Here is a 25834-nt window from a genome sequence, read left to right on the forward strand (position 1 = left end):
ACGGGACTACACCGAGACAACAGGTCCGGTCTTGTCCTGAACCGGCGCATACCGATTGGCTGTTCGCGATCACTGGACGTCACGTGCGCCGTGGAGGGCTGCCCGCGGATGACCCCACCGCCCCCACCCTTCCGCTTCAGGCGAGGCAAGGACGACGTCACCTTCGATCCCGCTTTCGGCGACGAGGACCTGGTCGCCGCCCGCGCCGCTCTCACCCAGGGCCGCTGGACGGACGTCCGCGCGCTGCTGGCTTCCACCGGTGACGACTGGGACTCGCGCGGGCACCGCCTGGTGGTCCTCGGCGAGGGCAGGTCCTCCGCCGCGTGGGCCGAGGAGTGGCGGCTCGCCGAGCCGGAGAGCGCGGACGCCGCGGCACTGGCCGCCGCCGCGGCCGTCTTCCGGGCCATCAGAGGCAAGCAGAAGCCCGAGGACGCACGGGAGTTGTGCCTGCGCGTGGCACGGATGGCGCCGACCGACCCGACGCCCTGGCTGTTCCTGCTGGTCCTGGCCCGGCGCACCGGCAGCGACGACGAGCAGGTGCGCGCCTTCGACCAGGTGCGCGGCCGGCACCGCGGCCACCACCACGCGCACCACCTGATGACGCAGTGCCTCGCCGAGCGCCAGAAGACCGACGGGGACGACCCGTTCCACGAGGTGTACGAGTTCGCGGAGTGGGCGGCCGGCGAGGCCGGGCGCACCTCGCCGCTGTCCGCGCTGCCGCTGGTCGCGCTCGTGGAGCGGTACCGCGCGCTGGCGGCGTCCGGCGCGCTGCCGTCCGACCCGGCCCGGCTGCCGTACTGGACCAGCGCGCGGGCCCGCAACAGCGTGCGGGCGGGCTTCGACTGGTGGTTGGACTGGGACCGCGTGCCGTACCCGCGGCTGCCGGTCGACCTCAACCACCTGGCGTACGGCAAGTTCCACTCCGGCGACACGGTGGCCGCGGCCGCGCTGTTCAACCGGATCGGCGCCGACGCGACCCGCGTGCCCTGGTCGTACCCGGACCGCGACCCGAAGAAGGCGTTCCGCGCCGCGCGCAACTACGCGCTCGGTTTCGGTTCGTCGTGACTCCCCCCGAACTCCCCACCAACTCCCCCCGAACTCCCCCGACAGTCCCTGCTCCACCCGTACCTCCCGTACCTCCCACCTTGCACCGGAAGGAACCGCGGCCATGCTGACGGGTAGTACCAACGAGATCAGCACGTTCAAGGGCGAGCAACGCGCGTTGCGCGCGGACCGGATCGGCGCACCCGCACTGCTGCTGTCGGTGCTCGCCGCGACCGCGCCGCTGATGGTGGTGGCGGGTGTCATTCCGACCACCTTCGGCACCATGGGCATCATCGGGGTGCCGCTGCTGTTCGTGATCGTCGGTGTCGTGCTGGCCCTGTTCAGCTTCGGCTACGCGGAGATGAGCCGCCACGTGCACAACGCGGGCGCCCTGTACGCGTACATCTCGCGCGGCCTGGGCAGCACCATGGGCGCGGGTGCCTCCTACGTGGCGCTGTTCGCGTACAGCATCATGCAGGTCGGCACCTACGGGATCTTCGGCTTCGAGATATCCGGGCAGATCTTCCAGCACTGGCACCACAACGTGTCCTGGTGGATACCGGCGTTGTGCGGCGTGGTGATCACCGCGGTCTTCGGCGCGCTGAAGATCGACCTGAACGCCAGGACGCTGGGCGTGCTGCTGATCGTGGAGACCCTGCTGACGCTGGTCTTCGACTTCAGCTTCCTGGGCGACCCGGGGCCGCAGGGCGTGTCGATGCACGCGTTCAACCCCAGCACGCTGAGCGGGGCCGGGCTCGGCACCGCGCTGTGCTTCGTGATCGCCGGCTTCGTCGGCTTCGAGCAGGCGCCGGTCTACGCCGAGGAGACCAGCGAGCCGCAGCGCGTGGTGTCGAAGGTGATGTTCCTGGCGATCGGTTTCGCCACTCTCTTCTTCGCGTTCAGCTCCTGGGCGATCACCGTGGCGACCGGCCCCTCGCACGTGGTCGGGCAGTCGCAGGAGCAGTCGGCGAACCTGATCTTCGCGCTCAACCAGGGCCGGCTCGGCGGGGCGTTCACCGACACGCTGAACGTCTTCTTCATCACCGGCATCTTCGCGTCGATGCTGAGCTTCCACAACGTGGTGGCCCGCTACGCGTTCGCGATGGGCCGCGACGGCCTGCTGCCCCCGGCGGTCGGCCGGACCTCGAAGTCCAGCGGCGCCCCCGCGGTCGGGTCGTTCCTCCAGTCGGTGGTGGCGCTGGTCGTCGTGGTGCTCTTCGCGGTGACCGACCACGGCAAGTTCGGGCCGCAGGGCCCGGACCCGACCGCGCCGGTGCTGCGGCTGTTCACCTGGGCGGGCAACGTCGGCGCGCTGGGCGTGGTGCTGCTGATGGCGACGGCGGCCGTCGCCGTGATCGTCTTCTTCGTGAAGCGCGGCGCGGCCGCGGTGCAGGGCTGGCGGCTGGTGACCTCGGGCCTCGCCGCGATCGGGCTGCTGGTCATCTTCGTCTACTCGGTGAAGGACTTCGCGGTGCTGCTCGGCGCCAACCCGGGCCACGGGCTGCGCTGGATTCTGCCGGGCATCATCGCGCTGGCCGCGGTGATCGGCCTGGTCTACGGCGCGGTGCTGCGGGCCCGGCGGCCGGAGGTGCACGCCAGGATCGGCAAGGGCAACGAGGCGTTCCAGCTGGAGAAGGCGGCCGCGGCCGCGGGTTCGGCGGAAGGCACCGCCTGACCCTTCCCCGGCGCTGGTCCTCCCCGGGTCCTGGCCCGCCACGGCCTCGGCCCGGACCCGGTTCCGCCCGGCGGCACGCGCCGGGGCTCAGTCCGCGAGCCCCGGCGCGCCCCATACCGGGAACCAGCGCGACAGGTCCTCCTCCAGCCGCAGGTCGTTCGCCACGAGCGCCTTGACCTGGAGTTCCAGGGCGCTGTCGCGCTTCTCGCCGGGAAGCGGGCAGAACGGGTAGAAGCTGCCGCGCTTGTAGAGGTACACCAGCGCGAGGGTGCGGCCGGCCGGGTCCTTGAAGCTGACCAGCGAGCACAGCAGCTGGGGTCCGAAGCCCTGCTGTTCGAGCGCCGAGTTGATGGCGTGCAGGTCGGTGACGAGGTCGGTGGTCTCCTCCGGACCGTGCCGGGACAGCAGCCAGGTGTAGCCGTAGCCGTCCTGGCTGGTCTCGACCGTCGGCAGCAGGGCGCGCAGGTCCTGCTGGATCTCGGCGAACGCGCCGCCCTCGACCGCGGCGAAGCAGACCGCGCCCATGCCGGTGGGGCGCAGGTCGCTCGCCGCCTGGAGGGTGATCGCGGCGGAGGTGAGGCCGAAGAGCTGGTCGAGGTCGGGGCGGACCGGCTTGCTGCGGCCGAGCAGCACATCGAGCAGGCCCATCAGCGGCGGTCCAGTTCGCGGGTGATCTGGCTGAGCTGCTCCAGCCGCCGCTCCAGCGTCGGGTGGGTGGAGAGCAGCTTGGAGGCGGTGGAGCCGGCGCTCAGCGCGGGGGCGAAGAAGAACGCGTTGAACGGCTGGGACCTGCGCAGGTCCTCGGTGGGGATGGCGGCGATCTGGCCGCTGACCTTGGTGAGCGCGGAGGCCAGCGAGGAGGGGCGGCCGGTGAGCAGCGCGGCGCTGCGGTCGGCGGACATCTCGCGGTAGCGCGACAGCATCCGGGTGAGCAGGAAGCTGATCGCGTAGACGACGGCGCTGACCAGCGGGATGAGGATGATGAGCGCGCTGCTGTTGGGATCGCGGCTGCGCCGGAAACCGCCGAAGAGGGCGACGCGGGTCATCATGCCGGCCAGCACCCCGAGGAACGACGCGATCGTCATGACGGCGACGTCCTTGTGGGCGACGTGCGACATCTCGTGCGCGATGACGCCTTCCAGCTCGTCGGGCTCCAGGCGGCGCAGCAGGCCGGTGGTGGCGCACACCATCGTGTTCTTCTTGTTCCGCCCGGTGGCGAACGCGTTCGGCACGTCGGAATCGGCGATCGCGACCTTGGGCTTGGGCATGTCGCCCAGGGCGCAGATGCGGTCGACGACGCCGTGCAGCTCGGGGGCCTGCTCGGGGGTGACCTCACGGGCGCCCATGCTGAAGGCGGCGATCTTGTCGCTGAACCAGAACTGCGCGATGAACAGTCCGCCCGCGATGAGGAGGATCATCGGCCAGGCGCCGCGCAGCAGAGCGAGCAGCACGCCGACGAAGACGACGTAGAGCAGTCCGATCAGGAACATCGTGACGACCATGCGGGTCGTCAGTCCCCGGTCGGGGGCGAAGCGGTTACGTGGCATGGCCCCTCCCGAGTCGTACGGGGCGCGCGGGTCGCTAGGCCGCGGCCCGACGTACTCCCGAGGTTGGTGAACAGGTGCGCCTGTCGGCTACCTACCCAACGATGCAACGTCTCGGACGTCCCGCCCGGTTCCACTTCCACCACGGCATTCGGGTGGTCTTGCCCACAGCGGTGCTCCGGACGGGCTACGACCCACGCCCCAGGGGTCAGGCGCGCACGTCGAGGACGAGCTTGCCGGTGGTGCGGCGGGCCCGCAGGTCCTCGTGGGCGCGGGCGGCGTCGGCCAGCGGGTGGACCGCGCCGATCAGGGGGCGCAGCCGGCCCTCGGCGGTCATGGCGAGCAGCTCGTCGAGCGGCTCGTGGTACATGCCGGGGCGGCCGAGGCAGTGCGCGAGCCAGAAGCCGATGACGGCCCGCGAGCGGCCCATCAGCCGGGCGGGCTCGATCGGGGTCGGCGGGACGCGCGAGGCCATGCCGTAGGTCACCAGGCGGCCGAAGGGGGCGAGCGCCGCCAGCGAGGCGTCGAAGACCGGGCCGCCGGTCATCTCCAGGACGGCGTCGACCTTGTGGCCGCCGTTCGCCTCCACCAGGCGCTCCTTGAGGTCCCGCGGGTCGGCGTCGACGGCCGTGTCGGCGCCCAGTTCCAGGGCGAGCGCCCGCTTCTCCTCGGTGGACGCGGTGGCGATCACCCGGCCGGCGCCGAACTCCTTGGCGAGCTGCACCGCCAGTGAACCGGTGCCGCCGGCCGCCGCGTGCACCACGACGCTCTCGCCGGGGGCGAGCCGCGCGCAGGTGCGCAGCAGGTGCCAGGCGGTCACGCCCTGGATGACCAGGGCGAGGGCCTGCCCGTCGCCGACGCCGTCGGGCACGTCGTGGGCGAGGCGGTCGGCCACGAGCGCCTTCTCCGCGTAGCCGCCGTTGTCGGTGAGGGCGACGACCCGCCGGCCGTCGGCGGTACGGCCGACCACCTCCGCGCCGGGCACCATCGGCAGCGAGGAGGCCGCCAGGTAGCTGTTCTCGACGGTGTGGGTGTCGGCGTAGTTGACGCCCGCGGAGTCGACCTCGATCAGGAGCTGTCCGGGCTGCGGGACGGGGTCGGGCAGTTCGGTGAGGCGCAGCACCTCGGGGCCGCCGAACTCGGTGATCTGGATCGCGCGCACGGTCGCCACTCCTCCGGGTGGGGCGGTGCCCGCCGGGTGACGGGAACCTCGACCCCAGAGACTACCGACTGGTCGGTATGTGCCGCACCCGGGGCGCCCGGGTGTCGCCCGGATGTCGCCGCCCATCCGCCGATCGGCCGGCGGTCGGCGGTCGGCGGTCGGCTGGGCGGACCGCTCAGGCGGCCGGCACCGGGCGCGCGGGCGGCGGACCCACATAGCGGGCCAGCGGGCGGATGATCTTGCTGTCCTCCGCCTGCTCCAGCACGTTGGCGCTCCAGCCGACCATCCGGGCGGCCGCGAAGGTCGGCGTGAACATCTCCCGGGGCAGTCCGCACAGCTCCATGACCACACCGGCGTAGAACTCGACGTTGATGTGCAGGTCGCGGCCCGGCTTCAGCTCGGCGAGTATCGCCTCGGCCCGCTCCTCCACCTGGAGGGCGAAGTCGACCAGGTCACCGCCGAATTCGCGCGCGATGGCCTTGAGCATCCGCGAACGCGGGTCCTCGGTGGTGTACACGGGGTGGCCGAACCCCATGATCCGGTCGCCGGCGAGCACCCGCTCGCGCAGCCAGTCGTCGATCCGGTCCGGGGTGCCGATCGCGTCCAGGGTGTCGAGCGCCCTGCTCGGAGCGCCGCCGTGCAGCGGCCCCGACAGCGCGCCCAGGGCGCCGACCAGGCAGGCGGCCAGGTCCGCACCGGTGGAGGCGATCACCCGCGCGGTGAACGTGGACGCGTTGAAGCCGTGGTCGACGGTGGAGATCAGATAGCTCTCCACCGCCCGCGCCTGGGCCGCCTCCGGCTCCCGCCCGGTCAGCATGTACAGGTAGTTCGCCGCGTACGGCAGGTCGTCGCGCGGCTCGACCGGCGCCAGGCCCTGCCCGAGCCGGTGCAAGGCCGTCACCAGCGTGGGTACGGCGGCGCACGCGGCCAGGGCGTCGGCCCGGCGGCGTTCGGGGTCGATGTCGTACACCGGGCGGAACCCGGCGGACGCCCCCGCCAGCGACAGCGCGGTGCGCAGTCCCGCGAGCGGCCCGGACAGCGCCGTGGAGCGGGCGATCGCGGGCAGCGCGTCCGCGACGTCGGCGGGCAGGTGCCGCAGCTCCGCCGTGCGGGCCCGGAACGCGGCCAGCTCCGCCGCGTCCGGGAGCGCGCCGTGGAACATCAGGTGCCACACGTCCTCGAAGGTGCGGGTGCCCGCCAGCTCCACCGCCGAGTACTCGCGGTAGTGGTAGAAGCCTTCGGCCCCTCGCACGTCGCCGATGGATGTCTCGGTGACGACGACGCCCTTGAGACCGCGGGGTACGTCGATCGGGGCGCTGGGCTCGGTGGTCGGCATGGTCTTCCTCCTTGGGTATGTACGTGACTGTCCATGATTGATTCAGGAGTGTCAATGTTGATTGAATCAATACGATGGGTGGTCGAGTACAGATACGGTGGGTCCATGACGAGGGAGCAGCCGGAGCAGGCAGGACGGCCGGGGCCGCGGGACGCGGGCACGGACAGCGCGGAGAGCGTCGACAGGACGGGCGGGGGCGCCGCCCCGGACCCGACCGACGCAGTGAGCGGCCTCCTGGGCGGTCCGGCCACGGAGGAGCGGATCGGCACCCGGGAGGCGGCACGGCGGCTCGGGGTGAAGCCGGAGACGCTGTACGCGTACGTCAGCCGCGGGCTGCTGGACAGCCGCCGCGCGCAGGGCGGCCGGGGCAGCACCTTCGACCCGGAGCAGGTCGCGGCGCTGGCCAGGCGCGGGCGACCCGCGGCGCAGCCGGACCCGGCGGCGGGATCGGGCCCCGGCGCGGCTGCGGGCGGCGGCATCACCGAAGGCTGGGGCCGGCTGCGCACCGAGATCACCCTGATCGACTCCGACCGGTACTTCTTCCGGGGCGTCGACGCGGTCGGCCTCGCCGGGACGTACGGCTACGAGGAGGTCGCGGAGTGGCTGTGGACGGGGGTGCTGCGGCCCGGCACACGCTTCACCGCCGCCCCGGCGCCGCTCGCCGCGGCCCGTACGGTGGCCGGCGCGCTGCCCGCCGGGAGCGGTCCGATGGACCGGCTGCGGGTGGCAGTCGCGGCGGCGGCGAGCGCGGACCCGTTGCGCTTCGACCTGTCCGGGCCGGCCGTCCTGGGCACCGCGCGCAGCCTGATCGCGACGCTGGTGGACGCGCTGCCGCCGGTCGGCCGCCCCCACGAAGGCGACGGCCCGCTGGCCCTGCGGCTGTGGCCGAAGCTGACCGCGGCCCCCGCCGGCGAGGCGGCGCTGCGCGTCCTGGACACCGCGCTCTCGCTGCTCATCGACCACGACCTGGCCGCGTCCACCCTCGCGGCACGGGTCGCCGCCTCGGCCCGCGCGCACCCGTACGCCGTCGTCTCGGCAGGGCTCGGCGCCCTCGACGGGCCGCTGCACGGGCAGGCCAGCGCGCTCGCCCACCGGATGCTCGCCGAGGTCGCGGCGCAGGGCGGCGCGGGTCCGGTCGTCGCGGAGTACCTGCGGGCCGGGCAGCGCGTTCCCGGCCTCGGCCACCGGCTCTACCGGGGCGAGGACCCCCGGGCCCGTACCCTGTTCGCGCTGCTCGACGAGGTGCCCGCCGCCGCGTCCGCGCTCGGCGCGGCCCGCGACGTGGTCGCGACGACCGCGGCCCGCCACCGCGACCTGCACGCCAACGTGGACCTGGCGTTGGGCGTGCTCTCCGTCTCCCACGGGATGCCGGCGCAGGCGGGCGAGACCGTGTTCGCGGTCGCCCGTACCGCCGGATGGATCGCCCACGCCTTGGAGGAGTACGCCGAGCCCCCGCTGCGCATGCGCTTGATCGGCGCCTACACCGGCCCGCGGCCCGGACGCCCCCTCCCCCGGGCCGGCCAGGACTGACGGGGCCGGGACTGACCGGGCCAGGACTGACCGGGCCGGGAGGACGTGAGGGTCGGCCGTGTCGCCCGGTTCAGACGCCGGTGAGGCGGGGGACGCGGCCGACGAGTTCGGCCCACTCCGAGTCCGTCTGGCCGGGCACCATGCGGCCGGCGGACTGCCATTGGGCGACCAGGGCGGCGAAGAGGGGCGCGTCGCGCGCCTGCAGAACCGTTACGCCACCGGGGGCGGGAGCGTTTCCCGACCGCCAGGCCGCCGGCGCCCCGGTGGGCGGGGCCGCGGCGGTGCCGCTGACCGTGAGATCCTGGCGAATCCACTTCGTTGCTGCCATACGCCGATCAACGAGGACAAGTCAGGTGCGCCACTGCGGCGGCGGGCGCGGCACACGAACGAGTGACAACGGCACCGCGCGGACCCGGAATTTCCGGCGGGCACCGCCCGTTCTCCTGGCATGAGCACTGTGGAGCTGACCAAGGAGAACTTCGACGAGGTCGTGTCCGACAACGACTTCGTCCTCATCGACTTCTGGGCCGCCTGGTGCGGACCGTGCCGGATGTTCGCGCCTGTGTACGACAAGGCGTCGGAGAAGCACGGCGACCTGATCTTCGCGAAGGTCGACACGGAGGCGCAGCCGGAGCTGGCCGCCGCCTTCCAGATCCAGTCGATCCCCACGCTGATGATCGTGCGCGACAAGGTGGCGGTCTTCGCCCAGCCCGGCGCGCTGCCCGAGCCGGCGCTCGAGGACGTCATCGCGCAGGCCCGCGCGCTGGACATGGGCGAGGTGCACAAAGCGGTCGCCGACGCGCAGGCCGGCGAGGCCGGCGACGCGGCGGGCGGCGCTTCCGCGTAGCCCGCGGCCGCGGCGGGAACCGTCGGTGTGGCCGGACCGGTCGGCAGGGTGCCGAGCGGGTGCCGAGCTGATGCGGACGGAATGACGCCGACCGGGACGGCGCTTCGGCGCCTTCCGCCCTGCCCGAGCCGTGCTCCCCATCGACCCCGGGTGCCCCTCTCCCCTCCGCGGGGGAGGGGCACCGTTCGCTGTCCGGCCGCGGCGGCCGGAGCCGCCGCCCGCGCGGGCGGCGGGAATTGTCAGAGGTCGCACCTAGGGTCGGGGTATGGAAAGCGTGGTGGCGGTGGTGCCGGACCCGGTGGGGTCCGGTGGTCGGCTGTGCCCGCTCGGCCCGGACGGGCGGCCGGTCGGGGCCGGCGAGACGGCCCCCGATCTGGCCGCCGCGATGGCGCGGCGCGAGGCGGCCGAGCGGCCGCGCTGGGTGTGGGCGGCCACCGACGAGATGTATCCGCGGCTGCTGGAGCGCGCCGCGGTGCGGCCGGCGCGGTGCCATGACGTGAAGCTCGTCGAGTCGCTGCTGCTGGGGATGGCGGGGCAGCACGGCCGGCCGCGGTCGCTCGGCGCCGCGTGGGCGCGGCTGCGGGACCTGCCCGAGCCGCCGGACGCGCCCGAGCCGGGCGCCGACGACCAGCCGGTGCTGTTCGCGGCCGACCGGCACCATCTGCCGCAGGACACCGACCCGTTGACGGCCCTGACCGCCGTCTACGCCGACCAGCGGCGCCGGATCGCGGCGAGTGAGCACCCGGACCGCACCCTGCTGCTGTGCGCCGCGGAGTCCGCGGGCGCGCTGGCCGCGGTGGAGATGGGCCAGGACGGCCTGCCGTGGAGCGCGGCCGTCCACGACGAACTCCTCACCGGCCTGCTCGGCCCGCGCCCGGCCGGCGGCGCCCGCCCCGCGATCCTCGGTGACCTCGCGCTGCGCATCCAGCAGGAGCTGGGCCGCCCGGTCAACCCCGACTCCCCCGCCCAGGTGCTGCCCGCCTTCGCCCGGGTCGGCGTCCAGTTGCGCACCACCCGCTCGCACGAACTGCGCGAGGTCGGCCACCCCGCCGCCGCCCTGCTGCTGCGCTACAAGGAGCTGTCCCGTATCCACGCCGCGCACGGCTGGGCGTGGCGCGAGGCGTGGGTGCGGGCGGGCAGGTTCCGGGCGGAGTACGTGGTCGGCGGGGTGGTGTCGGGGCGGTGGGCGACACGCGGCGGCGGCGCGCTGCAGATCCCGCGGCTGCTGCGGGGCGCGGTGGTCGCCGACCCGGGGTACCGGCTGATCGTGGCGGACGCCGGCCAGCTCGAACCGCGGGTGCTGGCCGCGATGTCCGGCGACCCGGGGCTCGCCAGGGCCTCCGCCGCCGGTGACCTCTACGCGGCGCTCGCCCTGGACGCCTTCGCCGGTGACCGGCCACGCGCCAAGATCGCCCTGCTCGCGGCGATGTACGGGCAGACCAGTGGCGAGGCCGGGCAGCTCCTCGCGGTGATGCGGCGCCGTTTCCCCGCCGCGCTCGCCCTGGTGGAGGCCGCGGCCCGCACCGGCGAGGCGGGCGGCGTCGTACGCTCCCAGCTCGGCCGTACCTCGCCCACGCCCTCGGCAAGTCGCTTCATCGACACGGAAGGCGGCTTCGCCGGGGAGGCCGCCGACCCGGGTGACGCCTCCGCCCTCGATCAGCGCGCCGCCCGCTCCTGGGGGCGCTTCACCCGCAACTTCGTGATCCAGGCCAGCGCTTCGGACTGGGCGCTGGCCATGCTCGCCGCGCTCCGCCGCCGGCTCACCGCGATCGGCCCCGAGCCGCGTCTGGTCTTCTTCCAGCACGACGAGGTCATCGTCCACGCCCCCACCGAACTCGCTCCCGCCGTCGAGTCGGCCGTCGCCGCTGCCGGCGACGAGGCCCGCCGCCTGGTGTTCGGCCCGACCCCGGTGCCGTTCCCGCTGGAGACCCTCGCGGTCGAGTGCTATGCGGACGCGAAGTAGCGCCCCGGAGCAGCGGGTTCGCGTCCCGCCACCCCCACCGCCCGACCCCGACGCCAGAGGTCAGGCGGTGGGAGTGGCGGGGACCGTGCGGACGGTCACGCCGGCCGTGGTCAGGGCCGACAGTTCGTCCTGCGGGGCGCGGTCGTCGGTGACGACGGTGTGCAGCGCGGTGACCGGTACGACGAAGGCGAGGGCGGTACGGGAGAACTTGGCGGCGTCGGCGACCGCGATCACCCGGCGGGCGGAGGCGATCGCGGCACGCTTCACGGCGGCCTCTGCGAGGTCGTAGGCAGTGAGCCCGTCGGCGGCGCTCAGCCCGCAGCAGCCGAGCACGGCGGTGTCGAAGCGGAGTGCGGCCAGGGCCGACTCGGTGAGCGGGCCGGTCAGGGCGAGTTCGCCGGGGCGGGGCTCGCCCCCGGGGATGATCAGCCGGAGCCGCGCCGCGCCGGTCAGCGCGTTGGCCGCGTGCAGGGACAGCGGCATCACGGTGAGCCGCCGCTGCTGAAGGACCCGCGCCACCTCCAGGCAGGTGGTGCCGCTGTCGAGCACGACGGTCTCGCCGTCGGCGACGAGCGCGGCGACCTCGGCCGCGATCCGCTGCTTGACCGCGCGGCTCTCGGTCTCCCGGAGCGCGAACGGCGGTTCCTCGCCGCGCAGCAGCAGGCTGCGGGCGCCTCCCCGGTAGCGCTCCAGGACGCCTTGCCCCGCGAGGATCTCCAGGTCCCGGCGGACGGTCATCTCCGAGGCGCCGGTCAGGGCGGCCAGTTCGGCGACGCCCAGCCGGCCCTCCGCTCGTACCGCCTCGACGATCTGCCGGTGTCGCTCGCTGCTTGCCATGCCCCCATTGAACACCACGAACAAAATTGGTGTGCGATATCGGCAGTGACGAACACACAGAATGTTTGTTATGTTCGCGGCCATGCAGCGAACCCTTCGTGCCGCCCGGGCGGCCACCTTCGCGTACTTCGCCCTGAACGGGTTCGTCCTGGGGATGTGGGTCGTCCACATCCCGGCGATCGAGCAGCGCGCGGGCATCAGCCACGCCGTGCTCGGCTCACTGCTGCTCCTGCTGGGCGCGGGGGCGTTCGCCGGGATGCAGCTGGTCGGCCCGCTCGCCGACCGGTTCGGCGCGCGCCGGGTCGTCCCGGTCAGCGCGGCGCTGTGCGCGGCGGCGGTCGCCCTGCCGGGCACGGCCACCAGCGGATGGGCGCTCGGCGCGGCGCTGCTCGTCCTCGGCTTCGGCAACGGCTGCCTGGACGTCGGCATGAACGCGCACGCCGTCCAGGTGGAGCGCGGCTACGGGCGGCCGGTGATGTCCTCGTTCCACGCGGTGTTCTCGCTCGGCGGGGTGGCCGCGTCGCTGGTCGGCGCCCGCACGCTCGGCTGGGGCTGGAGCGCGCCGGCCACGCTGAGCGGTACCGCCGGGGTGTGCCTGGTCGCCGCCCTGCTGGTCGCGCCCGCGCTGCTGCCCCGGCAGCAGGCCGCGACTGCGGAAGCGCAGGCACCCGGCGCGGATACGGGTGCGCCGGCCCCCGACGCGGGCGGGACCGGCACCGTTGCCGCCGCGAAGCGGACCCGGCGCCGGGTGCCCGGGCGGATCTGGCTGCTGGCCGCGCTCGCCTTGATGGTCATGCTCTCCGAGGGCGCCGCCAACGACTGGAGCGTGCTGGCCACCCGCGACGTCCTGCACGCGTCGCCGGCCACCGCCGCCTTCGCCTACGGCTGCTTCGCCACGGCCATGACGGCCGGACGGTTGCTCACCGACCGGGTGGCGGGGCGGTTCGGCCCGGTCGCGGTGGTCCGGTGGGGCGCGGGCACGGCGGCGGTCGGGATGGTCGCGGTCGTCTGCTCGCCCTGGATCGCACTGGCGCTCGTCGGCTGGACGGTGTTCGGCATCGGCCTGTCGGGGTGCGTGCCCCAGCTCTTCAGCGTGGCGGGCCACGCGGACCACGAAGCCGCGGGCGCCAACGTCTCCCGGGTGGCCGGGCTCGGCTACCTCGGCATGCTCGCCGGCCCGGCGGCCATCGGCGCGCTGACCCGGATCGTCCCCCTCAACGTGGCGTTCCTGCTGCCCTTGGTGCTGTGCGCGGTGGCCGCGGCCGCGGCCGGCTCGCTGCGCACCCCGCCCGAGGCGGCCACCCCGGACCGGCCCGCCCAGGCGCCGACCGCCCCCGCTACCCGAACGGCGGCCCCGTAGCACCACGCGGGTCCCGCCCGCCCGGCTCACGTCCACGCTTCACGCCCACCCGGCTCACGTCCCCGCAGCTCACCTCCGCCCGGCTCAGCTCCGGACGCCGCGCGGGCCGGCATCGGGAACTCCGCCCGCAGGTGGGCGCCTTGCGCGTGCGGCACCACCACGAGGCTGCCGTCGTGCGCGGTCGCGATGTCCCGTGCGATGGACAGGCCCAGGCCGGAGCCGCCGGTGTCACGCCGGCGGGCGTGATCGAGACGGGCGAACCGGTCGAAGACGATGGCGTGATGCTCCGGCGGGATGCCGGGGCCGTCGTCGGTGACGTCCAGCACGGCCCGGGTCCCGGACCTGCCGAGGGCGACGCCCACCTCCGTGGCCGCGTACCGGACGGCGTTGTCCACGAGGTTCGCCACCAGGCGGCGCACCTGCTCAGGCGAGCCCCGCACGGGGACCTCCGGGGTGAGGTCGAGGGTGACCCGCACGTCCAGCCGCGGGCGGCGGCGCGCGGCCTCCTCCGCGACGAGCTGTGCGAGGTCCGCCTCCTGCGTGCGCGGCGGTTCGCGGGCGTCGAGCCGGGCCGGCAACAGCATGTCGGAGGTGAGCGACTGGAGCCGCGCCACGCCCACGCCGCCCGTCCTTTCCTGACGTCGCCGCCGTGCCCTCGGCCGTATCCGGCCCGGCCCACGGAAGGCAGACCGCCGGACCGGCGGAAACTCATCGGGGGCAGTGACGGGGGCCGGCAGCCGGTGGGTTGCCGGCCGGGCCGTCAGTTGTCGCCGGCCGCGTCCTTCTCGGCAGCCGAGGCCGCGGCGTCCGCACCGTCCACGAGCTTGCGCATGTGGGCCAGTTCGGACGCGGACGGCGCGGGCGGAGCCGATGCCGTGCCGGACGCGCCGGGGGCGGCCGCGTGGTCGTGCTGCCCGCACCCCGCCAGCAGAGCGGCTCCCAGAACGACCGCGGGCAGTGCCGCCAACGCCCCTTTGCGCGCGGTCACTTCGCTGCCGGCTTCGAGGCGTACCCCTGTGCGCCGCACCAGGTCCGCACGGCGTCGAGGTCGCTGCTGCGCTGGGTCAGGGTCGGCACCAGCGACTTGCGGAACGTCAGCCTGTCGTTGAGGTAGGTCTCCACGGCCGTCTGGCCCTTGCTCTGCGCGGCACTCACCCGCTTCTGCAAGCGGGCGACCGAACCGCGCTTCGTGGCCGGGCCGTTGAGGCGGGCCAGCGCGCGGTCGATCCGGGCGTCGATGGCCGGCACGCGCTTGCAGAGGCGCACCGCCCCGTCCCTGGAACCGCCCGCGCCCTTGGTGGCTCCCGTCCCGGCCGAAGTGCTCGACGTGGCACCGGGCGTCGCCCCGCTTCCGGTGTCCGCCGCCGCGCTTCCCGCCGCCCCGAGCACCGCCGCCATCGCCGCGGTCGCCGTGACCGCGCTGCGGAACCTGCGCATCGTCCTGCTCCCTTCGCTCCGCGGGCCCTTCGCCCGCCGGCGCGGTCACCGTAGGAAGGCTTTTTGTGGAAACCATGTGGCCGTCCGGCGCCCGCTCCCGCGGGGACGTCAGGCGGGCGGCGGGCCGGAGAGCCAGTCCCGGCGGCGGGGCAGGACGAGGGTGTCCGCGTCACCCGCGGCACCGGCGGGCAGGTCGAGGACGATGGCGGTGCCCGGGCGCCCGTCGGGGCGGCCCGCCGCGGCCACGGTGCCGCTGTGCAGCGCCGCCTGCTGGCCGACCAGCGCCAGACCGAGGCCGGAGCCGGGGCTGCCGGGGCGGCGGTGGAAGCGGCGGAAGACGTCGGCACGGGCCGCCGGGGGTATGCCGGGACCGTGGTCGGCGACGGTGAGGCGGACCGTGGCCCGGTCGGCGGACGGCCGCAGCAGGACCTCGACGGCCGCGGTGCCGTCCCCTCCGCGGCCGTGCACGGCCGCGTTGGTGAGGAGGTTGTCGACCGCGGAGCGCAGTCCCTGCGGCCAGCCGTACACCGCGCAGCCGGGCGCGAGGTCGAGGGTGACCCGCGCGGCCGGGTGGGTACGGCGCAGGTCGGCGACGGCGGCGCCGACCACCTCGGCGAGATCGACGCAGCCGAAGGACCCGGCCTCGACCAGGTCGCCGTCCGCGAGGGCACGCAACATGACGAGCAGCCCGAGCAGCCGTTCGTGCTCGGCACGCAGATCGGCGACGATCTCGGCGCGCTCGGCCGCACCCGGCGCGGGCGTGCCGTCGAGCACGTCCAGGTTGATGCGCATGCTCATCAGCGGCGTGCGCAACTCGTGCGAGGCGTTGGCAGCGAACGTACGGGCTGTGGCGAGGGCTTCACTGCTGCGGGCGGCCTGCTCGTCGTACCGGGCCAATACGGTCGTGAGGGTGCGGGCGAGGTCGTCGATCTCGGGCACCCGGGTGGGGGTGTGGTCGAGCCGCGCGGTGCGGGCCCGGGGGTCGATCCCGGCGGCGCGGCGCTGGAGGAGCAGCAGCGGGCGGGCGAGCCGGGTGGCGGCGAACCAGGCCGCGGCGCCGGCGACGGGTGCGGTCAGCAGCGCCACGGTGAGGACACGGCGTCGCACCTGACCGATCTGCGCCTGGCCCGCGGTGTCGCTGCTGAAGACCCACAGCGTGCCGGACGCGGCGGCGCGCACTCCGCGCACGGGCACGGCGAGCACCCGCCAACTCTGGCCGCCGGCCCGCACGGTGACGGGGCCGGCGGCGCTCGCGGCGGACGGCAGCGGCGCGGAGCCGGCCGGCTGCGGGCCGCCGGAGACGGTGCCGCCGGAGCCGGTGACCCGGATGCCGACGTCGAGCGCGGAGCTGAACAGCTTGCGGCTGCGGGCCTCCTCGACATCGGGCGGACGGTCGTTGGCCATCGCCCGCAGCAGGTCGCGGGCCTGCGGTTCGACGTCGGCGGCACGCTGCCGCAGGTGCGCGTCGGCCTGCCGGTGGATGTCGCCCGCCACCAGCCGCACCATGATCCAGCCGGAGGAGATCACCAGCACCGGGACGAGGAGGCCGACCGCCACGGCGATCCTCGTGGACAGCCTCACCGGCCGGCGTCCCGCCCGGCACCGGCGACGTCCCCGCCGTGCCCGCCCCCCGGTTCGTCCGGGCCCGCCGCGTCAGCGCGCAGCACGAAGCCGACTCCGCGGACCGTGTGCAGGATGCGCGGCCGCCCGCCGGCCTCCAGCTTGCGCCGCAGATAGCTGACGAAGGTGTCGACGGCGTCGGAGCGGACCGCGAAGTCGTAGCCCCAGACACGGTCGAGGAGTTGGTCGCGGGTGAGCACCAGGCCGTGGTTGCGGGCAAGCACTTCGAGGAGTTCGAACTCCCGGCGGGTCAGGTCGAGCGCGGTACCGTCGCGGCTGGCGGTGCGGGCGGCGGGGTCCAGGACGAGGCCGCAGGCACACACCTGGTCGTCGGGGCGAGGGGGGCGGCGGCGCAGCAACGCGTGCAGCCGCAGCACCAGTTCCTCCAGCGCGAACGGCTTGACCAGGTAGTCGTCGGCGCCGGCCTGGAGCCCGGCGACGCGGTCGGCGACCTCGTCGAGGGCGGACAGCACCAGCACCGGCAGGTCGTTGCCGGCACCGCGCAGCGTGCGGCAGACCTGGATGCCGTCCACCTCGGGCATGGAGATGTCCAGCACCAGCAGGTCCGGTGGCGTGCGTGCGAGCAGTTCGATCGCCTCCGCTCCGCCGCCCGCCTCGGCGACGGTGAAACCGCGCAGCCGCAGCGCGCGGCCGAGCGAGCGGCGGATCGCCGCGTCGTCGTCCACCACCAGGACCCGCCCGGTCGGTGCCCCGCCCTCACCGCCACCCGGGCCCGTCCCGCCGCGGCCCGTACCGTACGCGTCCGCCCCGGACGCGTCCCTGCCGCTTCCGTCTGCCGCTGTCCCGCTCATCCGAACGACCCTCCGCTATCCGGCAGCGGTCATGGTCGCATCGCACGGGCCGGGACCGCACGCCGGGGAGCGGGAAGCCGCGTACCGGGCGTCCGCCGTCGGAGCCCGGTACGCGGGGCCTCACCCCGCGTACTGCGCGAGGATGCGGGTGAAGTCCCAGGGCTGCTGGGACACTCCGGAGCAGGTGTCGTCGTTGGGGTACGCGCCGGGGCACGGCCGGTCGCGGTTGGCGGACCAGAAGGTCAGCCGGGCCAGGTGGTGGGCCTGGGCGTAGCCGAGGATGGTGCGGAAGTCGTCCAGGGTGACCGTCTCGTTGTTGTCGGTGATGCCGTTCATCGACGAGATGCCGCTGTGCCGGTACGCCACGTCGTCGCTGTAGCCGTAGGCGCTCTTCAGGGCGTTCTTCAGCCCGTCCGCGGCCTGCTCGGTGAGGGTGCCCATGTTCTGTCCGGCGCCGCCGAAGTCGAACGGCATGATGGTCCACGCGTCGACGGTCAGGCCGGAGGCGGCGGCCTTGTTGATCAGTCCGGTGTCGGGGCCCGACTGGCCGGTGCCGATGGTGACGTAGACGGTCAGCCCCGGGTTGTCCGCCTTGACGGTCTTGAGCGCGTCGACCACCCGCTGCTGGACGGTGCCGTTGCTGTAGGCGTCGGCCTCGATGTCGATGTCGATCGCCTTCAGGCCGTAGGCGCTGATCACCTTCTGGTAGGCCCCGGCGAGCGCGCTCGCGCTGGTGCAGGACTGCTCCAGCTTGTTGCCGCTGTAGCCGCCGAAGGACGGGACGACGTCGCCGCCGGCCGCGCGCACCTTGTCGATGGTGCTCTGGTCGACCCCGCCGGTGAGTGAACGGCTGCCGTCCCACTGGGGGTTGCAGGTGCCGTTGCTGAGTACGAAGGCGAGGGTGAACCACTTCACGCCGGTGGCGTTCATGATCGTGGTCGGGTCGGGCGGGTTGCCCCAGCCGTTGTACAGGTAGGGGGCGACCGCCTGGACGCCGCTCGCGGGCGGTGGGGTGGTGCCGCCGCCGGTGGGCAGCGTCCACTTCTGGTTGGCGGACCCGGCGCAGGTCCAGATCTGCAGCCGGGTGCCGTTGGCGGAGCTCGGGCCGGTGGCGTCCAGGCACTTGCCGGAGCCGGTGTTGACGAGTGCGCCGTTGCTCGCGGTCCACTGCTGGGCGGCGGAACCGTTGCAGTCGTAGAGCTGCACCGGCGTGCCGTCGGCGGTGCCGGCGGCGGTGACGTCCATGCACTTGCCCAGCGCCTGGAGGGAGTTGTCGGAGCCGACGGTCCAACTCTGTGCGGTGGTGCCGTTGCAGTCGTAGAGCTGCACCGCGGTGCCGTTGGCCGAACTCGCCGAGGCGACGTCCACGCACTTGCCGCCGTAGCCGGTGATGGCGCCGGTGGCCGCGAACGCGCTCTGGGCCGGGCCGAGGGTGCTCAGCGCGCCGGCGGCGAGCGCCGCGCCGGCGAGGATTCCGGTGGTCTTCCGCATCAGCCCGTGTACGTCCACTTCTGGTTGGCGGCGCCGGTGCAGGTCCAGATCTGCAACCTGGTGCCGTTGGCGGAGCTGTTCCCGGTGGCGTCCAGGCACTTGTTCGCCGCCGGGTTGACGATGTCGTGGGCGCTGTTGACCACCCATTGCTGGGCCGCGGTGCCGTTGCAGTCGTAGAGCTGCACGGGTGTGCCGTCGGCGGTGCCGGCCGCGGTCACGTCCAGGCACTTGCCGAGCGCCTGGAGGGTGCCGCCGGTGGAGGTCCACTGCTGGGCGCCGGTGCCGTTGCAGTCGTAGAGCTCGACGGGCGTGCCGTTGGCGTTGTTCGCGCCGGTCACGTCGACGCACTTGCCGCCGATGCCGGTGATGGCGCCGCCGGTGCCGCCGCCGGAGGAGTCGCTGGTGGTGACGTGGACGTAGTCCACGACGAGTTGCTGCGGGAAGGAGGTGCTGCCGTCGGGGTCGCCGGGCCAGTACCCGCCGACCGCGAGGTTGAGGATGATGTAGAAGGGGTGGTCGAAGACCCAGCGGTTGCCGCCGAGGTCGGCGGGGGTGCGGGTCTCGTAGACCTGGCCGTCCACCGACCAGGAGATCGAGTTCGGCGCCCAGTCGACGGCGAAGGTGTGGAAGGCGTCGGAGAAGCTCTGGCCGCCGGGCAGCGTGTAGCCGGCGCCGATGCCGTTGGAGCCGGAGTAGCCGGGGCCGTGGATGGTGCCGTGCACGGAGCCGGGCTCGAAGCCGACGTTCTCCATGATGTCGATCTCACCGCTGTTCGGCCAGCCGACCGACCCGATGTCGTCGCCGAGCAGCCAGAACGCGGGCCACATGCCCTGTCCGCGGGGCAGCTTCATCCGGGTCTCGAAGTGGCCGTACGCCTGGGTGAACTTCTGCGGGGTGGACAGCCGCGCCGAGGTGTACTGGCAGGTGCCGTACCAGCACTGGTAGTTGGCCGGGTTCTCCTTGCGGGCGGTGATCACCAGGTCGCCCTGCCCGTCGAGCGCCGCGTTCTGGGTGCCGCTGGTGTAGTACTCGCGCTCGTGGTTGTCGACGTTGTCGCCGGTCTCGTAGCCCCACTTGGAGCTGTCGACGGCGCTTCCGGCCGGGCCGTTGAAGTCGTCGGTGAAGGTGGCCGCGGCGGGGGACGCCGCCGCGGGCGCGGCCGAACTGCTCGCGCTCGTCGCGGCGGCGGCCTGCTGGAGCCAGCCGAACAGCAGCAGCGCGGCCACGGCGAGCAGCGCGAAGGGACGGATACGCCGGGTGCGGGGTGGTGCCGACATGCCGGACTCCTCGGTCGGTGGGGGGCGGGGCAGCGATCGAGCGGGCAGATTTGGTCATGCCCCTGACACGCGGTCGGCCGGGACCGGGCGCGAGGCGAGGGACGCCACTCGCGTGCTGGGGGAAACGCTGTGGGGGGAACATGGGGAACGCTCGGGGCGAACGGGGCCACCGAGACCCCGGAAAGACTTACGCCACGTCTTAGTTCAGGACGTGATTTAAATGGCGAACCTGTGAGTCGTCAAGAGAAACGGCAAAGGTCCGTACCTTAAAGTTCCCCGCGGCGTACCAGCACCGCGAGCACGGCGGCACCGGGAATGAGCGGCAGCCACGTGGTGAGCAGGCGGTATCCCAGCACGGCCGAGGTCGCGGCGACCCCGGAGGCGCCGGCGGTGACCAGCGCCAGCGCGAGGGCCGCGTCCAGCGAACCGATCCCGGCCGGCGTCGGCAGCCAGCCGGCCGCGGTGCTCGCGCACAGGTACGCCACCATCACCCCGCTGACCGGCACCGGCGCGTGCACCGCGCGGATCACGGCGGCCACCACCGCGCCGTGCATCATCGGGAAGGCGAGCGAACCGCCCCACAGGGCCGCCACCCTGGACCGGTCGCGGTGCACCGCCCGCACGTCGTGCGCGACCGAGGCGACGAAGCCGCGCAGCCGCGCGCCGAGCCTGCGGGCGTACCGCAGCAGCAGCACGATCCCGGCCAGCGCGGCGCCGCCGCCGACCGCGAGCAGCACCGGGTGGTCCGGCAGCGCGGGCCGCCCGGAGACCACCCGCCGGATGTGCAGCGCGTCGGGGAAGACCAGCAGCGCCACCAGCAGCAGCACGATCCGCCCGGCCACGGCCGCCGCCGCGCGCACCGCGAGGGCGGCCAGCGCGGCGGTGGGGGTCATCCCGCGCCGGACCAGGAACCGCAGGTTCACCGCGTTGCCGCCGACGCCGGCCGGCAGCACGTGGTTGGCGGCCGAGGCGGCGAACTGCGCGGCCAGCAACCGCCCGGGCGGGACCGGACGCAGCACCGCGCCCTGGAGCGCGACGGCGGAGAAGACCCAGGTCATGACCGCGGCCAGGCAGGCCACCGCGAGCCACTCGCCGTCGGCGGAACCGAGCTGCCCGGCCCCGGAGTTGATGAGCGTCCACTTGCTGGCCAGCAGCACCGCGACGGCGGCGAGCGGCAGCACCATCGCCGTCGAACGCACGGAAGCGCGCTGCCACAAGGCTCCATCGGTGCGTGCGACGGACACGGCGGCTCCTCGGCGCGTGGGGACGGCACGTCCAGGCTAGGACGTCACGGACCCGCTCTCCTACCCGCGCAGGGCCACTTGGGTCAACGCGCCGGGGAACATCAGCCGACGGGACGACTTCGCCGCCCCGCAATGGACGACTATGCGGCCGCCGGCGCCCCCGAACGACCCGGACACGGAGCGCGGATACGGGGGCGGACACGGGCGCGCGCGCCGGCCGCCGGTCCGCGGGACGCGCGGACCGGCGGCTCTTCCCTCAGCGCGACCGGGCGGTGGTGAGAGGTCCACCACCCGGCCGTTTCGGGCAGCGGATCAGGCGGCGGGCGCCGTCCACTGCTGATTGGCGGCACCGGTGCAGGTCCAGATCTGCAATCGGGTGCCGTTGGCCGAACTCGGCCCGGTGGCGTCCAGGCACTTGCCCGAGCCGGTGTTCACCAGCTCGTTGTCCGGGCCCCTGGTCCACTGCTGGGCCGCCGTGCCGTTGCAGTCGTACAACTGCGTCTGGCTGCCGTCGGCGGTGCCGGCCGAGGTCACGTCCAGGCACTTGCCCAGCGCCTGGAGAGTGTTGCCCGAGGCGGTCCACTGCTGGGCGGCGGAGCCGTTGCAGTCGTAGAGCTGCACCGCGGTTCCGTTGGCGGAGCTGCCGCCGGCCACGTCGGCGCACTTGCCGCCGTAGCCGGTGATCGCGCCGGTGTGGCCGGGGCTGGTGCCGCCGCCGCTGCCCTGGGTGCCGGACCAGGTGAACGTCGCCGAGGCGCCCGCGGGCATGGTGTAAGTGAAGTGCTCGTTGCCCCAGTTGACCGTGACCGGCTGCGCGGAGGTCGACTCGTTGTAGGCGATCAGGGCCTTGGAGCCGTCCGGGTTCTTCCACGCGACGTTGCGGATCGTGGAGTTGTCGTCGGAGCTGATCCGGTGCGCGCCGGGCCGCACGAACTTCGTCAGCTGGCCCATCGTGTAGTACTCGATGGTGTAGTCGACCTGCCCGCTGCGGCTGTCGCCGTTGTGCACGGTGACCAGGCCGGTGCAGGTGCCGCAACCGCCGTTGTGCGGGCCCATGTTCTGATCGACCGCCAGGCTCCACTTGACCCAGCTCTGGCCCCAGTTGCGGGTGTAGTCGATCAGGTTCTCCATGTCCTCCTTCTGCTGGTTGCCGATCCAGGTGCCGCCGGAGTGCTCGGTGTCGAAGTCCGGCACGTTCGGGTACTGGTTGTGGATCGTGGTCTGCTCGCTGGTGCTGCCCTCGTAGCCGTGCCAGGCGATCCCGCCGAAGTTGGGGTCGTCGCGGATGGATTCGTCGTCCACGGTGGGCGCGGCGAAGCTGTCGTACGAGTCGGGGTTCCAGTCCAGCGCGAGCACCTTCGTGGACAGGCCGGCGGTGTGCAGCGCGGGCAGCAGGTCGTTCTTGGTGAAGTACGCCAGCCCGGAGCCGTTCCAGTTCGCGCCCGGGTAGTCGCCGCCGACCGTCGGCTCGTTCTGCACCGACACGTAGTCGATCGGCACGCCCGCGGCCTGGTACGCCTGGATGTACTTCACGAAGTACTGCGCGTAGGCCGCGTAGTACTGCGACTGGAGCCAGCCCTGCACGTAGCTGCCGTTGTCCTTCATCCACGGCGGCGGGGTCCACGGGGTGGCCATCACCGTGACGTCCGGGTTGATCTGCTCGGCCTGCTTGGTCAGCGGCAGGACGTCCGTCTGGTCGTGGGCGATGGAGAAGTGGGCGAGCGTCGGGTCGGTCTGGCCGGCCGGCATGTCGTCGTACGTGTAGTTGTTGCGGGCCAGGTCGGAGGCGCCCATCGGGTTGCGCAGGAAGTCCAGGCCGATCCCGTTGACCGGGTCGAAGAGCTTCTGCATCACCGAGTCGCGGGTGGATGCCGACAGGGCGCCGCTGGAGTTGAGCAGATAGGCGGCGGTGTCGGTGAAGGACGCGCCACCGCCGGTGAACTGCTGGTACTGCGTGCCCTCGTCCACCGTGACCTGCTGGCCGGAGCCGCCGGTCCCGGCGGCGAAGGTCAGCGGGGCCTGCTGCTCCAGGCCCTTCGTGACGTTGCGGCCACCGGAGTCGTTGGTGGTGGTGAGGTACACCTGGACGCTCTCACCGGCCGCGTGCGCGGTGGCCGGCATCGCGAGCATGGGGGCGACGGCCGCCGCGGCCGCCGTCACCACCCCGACGAGGGTGCGCCGCATACGGGTTCTGCCCGCGCGGGGGCGCGTTGCTGCGCTCATGGTTCGTTGCCTTTCTCGGCAATGATGGCATGGGCCTGACATTTCGTCCTACGGGCCGTGCACCATCCGTCCGGGGCAACCGTGCAGCGAGGGGGCCCACACGCTTGTTCCCGTACTTGTTTCACGGCTTATATCGCGACGTGATTTAACTCGCGCTCCACAAGGCCGTCAAGGTGTCGAACGCGGTTCAGATGTCTGAAACACGGTGAAACAACGGTGCGTTGACCGGGTGCAGGGCGATGACCTGCGGGAGGTTGGTCTGGACCGCGGAAAACGCGCGGCGTGCGCCAAGCGGCGCGTCCGGGCCTGGCGGAGGGACTGGGCCGGGCGGTGTCCGGGCCGGGCGTGTCCGGGCCCGGCGTGTCCGGGCCCGGCGGCGTCCGGGCCGGGCCGAGCGACTGGGGCCGGGCGGCGTCTATGCCGGGCGGCGCGCCCGCAGCGGGCGTTCGGCGGGGCGGGCCGGGGCGGTGCTCCCGCGCGGGACCAGCACCGGCGGTTCGAGCAGGACGTCCGCCACCCGCTCCCCCCGTACGTGTGCGAGCAGGACCTGCGCGGCGCGGTGGCCGTACTCCGGCACGCGGCGGCTCACCGCGGTCAGCGCGGGGTGCACCAGGCGGCACAACTCGCTGTCGTCCCAGGCGACGAGGGACAGCTCGCCCGGCACCGACACCCCCATCTCCTGGGTGACGCCGAGCGCGGCGACGGCCATCACGTCGTTGTCGTAGACGATGGCGGTGGGCCGTTCCGCGGCCGACAGCAGCCGCCGGGTCGCCCGCGCGCCGTCCTCCCCGGAGTAGTCGGTGTAGACGCAGGTGACGCCGCCGAGTCCCAGCTCCTCCGCGGCGGCCTCGAACGCCTCGCCGCGCTCGCGGGTGTGCACGAAGTGCGGCGGCCCGGCCACCCGGGCGATCTCGCGGTGCCCCAGAGCCGCGAGGTAGGCGAGGGTCTCCCGGACGGCGACGGCGTCGTCGATCCAGACCGACGGCACCCCCGGCACCCGGCCCGCGTGGCCCACCGCCAGGGCGGGCAGGCCGAGTTCGGCGAGCAGCGCGGGGCGCGGATCGGGTTCGCGCAGGTCCACCAGGAGCACGCCGTCCACCCGCCGCTCGCCCCACCAGCGCCGGTACGCCTCCTCCTCGGCGCCGGCGTCCTCGGTGACCTGGAGCAGCAGCGCCGTGCCGGTGGCGGCCAGGCCGGCCTCGACACCGGAGATCAGCCGCATGAAGAACGGTTCGATGCCCAGCACCCACGCGGGCCGGTCCACCACCAGGCCGATCGCGCCGGCCCGGCCGTCGGACAGCGCGCGGGCGGCGCTGCTGGGGTGCCAGCCCATCCGGGCGGCGATCTCCAGGATGCGCGCGCGGGTTCCCTCCGAGACGCCCGGTTTGCCGTTGAGCGCGTAGGACACCGCGCCCTTCGAAACACCTGCCGCCTCGGCGATGTCGGCGATGGTGGGGCGCTTCTTGGGGGACACGGGGGACATGCGGCCTCGGGTGGTGCGGGGCCCGCGGGCGGGCCGTGTGCGGCGATACGGCCCGCCCACCTTAACAACGCTGAACCGGGGCAGTGGCGTTGGCACCGTGGCCGCGGGATCTCCGCGACGGCGCCGCCGGCTCAACCGGTTGAGCGCCGCGGTCCCGCCCCGGTCCCGCCCCGGTTCAGCCGCGTACGGCCGAGATCTCCAACCGGACGTAGTCCGCGACGGGTTCGGCCAGCCGCGCGGCGACCGCCTGGACGAAGGGCTCGTGGTCGGCGTCGGCCATGGCGTCCAGCCGAGGGCCGAGGATGACGGTCGCGAGGAAGGACTCCAACTGCTCGCCGCGCTCGAACCTGGCCGGGTCGGGGCGCAGCCGGACGTCGATGTCGGTGAACCCGGCGGCGGCCAGCCGCTCGCGGGTGTCGTCCACGCCCGCGAACTCCCAGGTGTCGGAGGCGGTGCCGGTGACGTCGGCGACGGCCGCGTTCACCGCGGCGATGTTGCCGCGGCCGCCGCAGTCGCTGACCAGGCGGGCTCCGGGCCGCATCCGCTCGGCGAGCGACGCGAAGAGCGCGGAGTGGTCCTCGACCCAGTGGAAGGTCGCGACGCTGAAGACCGCGTCCACCTCGCCGTCGAAGGGCAGCGGCTTCGTCAGGTCGGCGAGCACGACCTCCACCCGGTCCAGGCGTCCGGCCAGCCGCTCGCGCAACTGGTCCAGCATGCGGGCGGAACCGTCCATGGCGACCACCCGGCCGTCCGGCAGCCGGTCCAGCAGCCCTTCCGTGTCGCGCCCGGTACCGCACCCCGCGTCCAGCACCCGCTCGTCGCCGCGCAGCGGCAGCCGGGCGAGCGTGCGCCGCCCCCAGCCGAGGTGCGGCAGCGGCAGGGAGTCGTACGTCCTGGCATCCCATTCCCGGGGCATGGCGCTCCAATCATCACGCGACCACGGCCGGCC

The 25834-nt window shown here is 73.8% G+C and carries 23 protein-coding genes; 6 read left to right on the plus strand and 17 right to left on the minus strand.

What is annotated here, in order from left to right:
• The first annotated feature begins 108 nt into the window (after positions 1 to 108).
• Both AB0399_RS04515 and AB0399_RS04520 read left to right on the plus strand, forming a co-directional pair.
• Positions 109 to 1065: a hypothetical protein gene (locus AB0399_RS04515; protein WP_366410200.1), complete on the plus strand. Its 957-nt coding sequence runs from the start codon at positions 109 to 111 to the stop codon at positions 1063 to 1065.
• Between the two features lie 103 nt (positions 1066 to 1168).
• Positions 1169 to 2719 (plus strand): APC family permease, encoded by a 1551-nt coding sequence (locus tag AB0399_RS04520; protein ID WP_329362613.1) that lies wholly within the window; start codon positions 1169 to 1171, stop codon positions 2717 to 2719.
• Between the two features lie 87 nt (positions 2720 to 2806).
• Here AB0399_RS04520 and AB0399_RS04525 read toward each other — a convergent pair whose 3' ends face one another.
• From AB0399_RS04525 to AB0399_RS04540, 4 genes are all read right to left on the minus strand, one after another.
• Positions 2807 to 3367 carry a hypothetical protein gene (locus AB0399_RS04525; RefSeq protein ID WP_328472049.1) on the minus strand — a complete coding sequence of 187 codons (561 nt, stop codon included), beginning with the start codon at positions 3365 to 3367 and terminating at the stop codon, positions 2807 to 2809.
• On the minus strand, positions 3367 to 4266 hold the full coding sequence (htpX, locus tag AB0399_RS04530; RefSeq protein WP_329362616.1) for a zinc metalloprotease HtpX: 900 nt from the start codon (positions 4264 to 4266) through the stop codon (positions 3367 to 3369). Before htpX ends, AB0399_RS04525 begins: the two co-directional genes overlap by 1 nt.
• Before the next feature lie 205 nt (positions 4267 to 4471).
• Complete coding sequence (locus AB0399_RS04535; RefSeq protein ID WP_329362618.1) at positions 4472 to 5425, minus strand: zinc-binding dehydrogenase; 954 nt, start codon at positions 5423 to 5425, stop codon at positions 4472 to 4474.
• A 175-nt stretch (positions 5426 to 5600) separates the two neighbouring features.
• Positions 5601 to 6761, minus strand: coding sequence for a citrate synthase/methylcitrate synthase (locus tag AB0399_RS04540; RefSeq protein ID WP_366410201.1), 1161 nt, complete (start codon positions 6759 to 6761; stop codon positions 5601 to 5603).
• 105 nt (positions 6762 to 6866) lie between these two features.
• Between AB0399_RS04540 and AB0399_RS04545 the strand changes: the two genes are divergently transcribed.
• A complete protein-coding gene (locus AB0399_RS04545) occupies positions 6867 to 8291 on the plus strand; it encodes a citrate/2-methylcitrate synthase (protein ID WP_366410202.1) in 1425 nt (474 codons plus the stop codon).
• A gap of 70 nt (positions 8292 to 8361) precedes the next feature.
• Here the strand turns inward: AB0399_RS04545 and AB0399_RS04550 are convergent, their stop codons facing one another.
• The gene (locus AB0399_RS04550; protein ID WP_328472039.1) at positions 8362 to 8619 is read right to left on the minus strand and encodes a hypothetical protein; all 258 of its coding nucleotides are present in this window, start codon (positions 8617 to 8619) and stop codon (positions 8362 to 8364) included.
• Between the two features lie 120 nt (positions 8620 to 8739).
• Here AB0399_RS04550 and trxA point away from each other — a divergent pair, with 120 nt between their 5' ends.
• Both trxA and AB0399_RS04560 read left to right on the plus strand, forming a co-directional pair.
• Complete coding sequence (gene trxA, locus AB0399_RS04555; protein ID WP_366410203.1) at positions 8740 to 9138, plus strand: thioredoxin; 399 nt, start codon at positions 8740 to 8742, stop codon at positions 9136 to 9138.
• 265 nt (positions 9139 to 9403) lie between these two features.
• Positions 9404 to 11101: a bifunctional 3'-5' exonuclease/DNA polymerase gene (locus AB0399_RS04560; protein WP_366410204.1), complete on the plus strand. Its 1698-nt coding sequence runs from the start codon at positions 9404 to 9406 to the stop codon at positions 11099 to 11101.
• A gap of 60 nt (positions 11102 to 11161) precedes the next feature.
• Here AB0399_RS04560 and AB0399_RS04565 read toward each other — a convergent pair whose 3' ends face one another.
• Complete coding sequence (locus AB0399_RS04565) at positions 11162 to 11938, minus strand: DeoR/GlpR family DNA-binding transcription regulator (RefSeq protein WP_366410205.1); 777 nt, start codon at positions 11936 to 11938, stop codon at positions 11162 to 11164.
• 82 nt (positions 11939 to 12020) lie between these two features.
• On the opposite strand from AB0399_RS04565, the gene AB0399_RS04570 reads away from it, so the two are divergent.
• Positions 12021 to 13298 (plus strand): MFS transporter, encoded by a 1278-nt coding sequence (locus AB0399_RS04570; RefSeq protein WP_366410206.1) that lies wholly within the window; start codon positions 12021 to 12023, stop codon positions 13296 to 13298.
• Between the two features lie 26 nt (positions 13299 to 13324).
• On the opposite strand, the gene AB0399_RS04575 is transcribed toward AB0399_RS04570, so the two are convergent.
• The 11 genes from AB0399_RS04575 to AB0399_RS04625 all read right to left on the minus strand — a co-directional run bounded on the left by AB0399_RS04575 (position 13325) and on the right by AB0399_RS04625 (position 25801).
• Positions 13325 to 13918, minus strand: coding sequence for a HAMP domain-containing sensor histidine kinase (locus AB0399_RS04575; protein WP_366410207.1), 594 nt, complete (start codon positions 13916 to 13918; stop codon positions 13325 to 13327).
• Positions 13919 to 14058: 140 nt separating this feature from the next.
• Entirely contained in the window at positions 14059 to 14286 is a 228-nt protein-coding gene (locus AB0399_RS04580; protein ID WP_366410208.1) for a hypothetical protein, read from the minus strand.
• Complete coding sequence (locus AB0399_RS04585) at positions 14283 to 14735, minus strand: hypothetical protein (RefSeq protein WP_329362635.1); 453 nt, start codon at positions 14733 to 14735, stop codon at positions 14283 to 14285. Before AB0399_RS04585 ends, AB0399_RS04580 begins: the two co-directional genes overlap by 4 nt.
• Positions 14736 to 14843: 108 nt before the next feature.
• Positions 14844 to 16316, minus strand: a complete 1473-nt coding sequence (locus AB0399_RS04590; protein ID WP_329362637.1) for a HAMP domain-containing sensor histidine kinase — start codon at positions 16314 to 16316, stop codon at positions 14844 to 14846.
• Positions 16313 to 17167, minus strand: a complete 855-nt coding sequence (locus AB0399_RS04595) for a response regulator transcription factor (protein WP_366410209.1) — start codon at positions 17165 to 17167, stop codon at positions 16313 to 16315. The genes AB0399_RS04590 and AB0399_RS04595 overlap by 4 nt, the downstream gene beginning before the upstream one ends.
• A 120-nt stretch (positions 17168 to 17287) precedes the next feature.
• The gene (locus tag AB0399_RS04600) at positions 17288 to 18658 is read right to left on the minus strand and encodes a ricin-type beta-trefoil lectin domain protein (RefSeq protein WP_366410210.1); all 1371 of its coding nucleotides are present in this window, start codon (positions 18656 to 18658) and stop codon (positions 17288 to 17290) included.
• Positions 18658 to 19935: a family 16 glycosylhydrolase gene (locus tag AB0399_RS04605; protein ID WP_329362643.1), complete on the minus strand. Its 1278-nt coding sequence runs from the start codon at positions 19933 to 19935 to the stop codon at positions 18658 to 18660. Before AB0399_RS04605 ends, AB0399_RS04600 begins: the two co-directional genes overlap by 1 nt.
• A gap of 266 nt (positions 19936 to 20201) precedes the next feature.
• Positions 20202 to 21179 carry a lysylphosphatidylglycerol synthase domain-containing protein gene (locus tag AB0399_RS04610; RefSeq protein ID WP_329362645.1) on the minus strand — a complete coding sequence of 326 codons (978 nt, stop codon included), beginning with the start codon at positions 21177 to 21179 and terminating at the stop codon, positions 20202 to 20204.
• 312 nt (positions 21180 to 21491) lie between these two features.
• Positions 21492 to 23402: a ricin-type beta-trefoil lectin domain protein gene (locus tag AB0399_RS04615; RefSeq protein WP_366410211.1), complete on the minus strand. Its 1911-nt coding sequence runs from the start codon at positions 23400 to 23402 to the stop codon at positions 21492 to 21494.
• A 415-nt stretch (positions 23403 to 23817) separates the two neighbouring features.
• Positions 23818 to 24885 (minus strand): LacI family DNA-binding transcriptional regulator, encoded by a 1068-nt coding sequence (locus AB0399_RS04620; protein WP_329362647.1) that lies wholly within the window; start codon positions 24883 to 24885, stop codon positions 23818 to 23820.
• A gap of 175 nt (positions 24886 to 25060) precedes the next feature.
• Positions 25061 to 25801 (minus strand): class I SAM-dependent methyltransferase, encoded by a 741-nt coding sequence (locus AB0399_RS04625; protein WP_366410212.1) that lies wholly within the window; start codon positions 25799 to 25801, stop codon positions 25061 to 25063.
• Positions 25802 to 25834 lie beyond the last annotated feature (33 nt).

Source organism: Streptomyces sp. NPDC088194 (genome assembly GCF_040702025.1).
Lineage (GTDB): Bacteria > Actinomycetota > Actinomycetes > Streptomycetales > Streptomycetaceae > Actinacidiphila.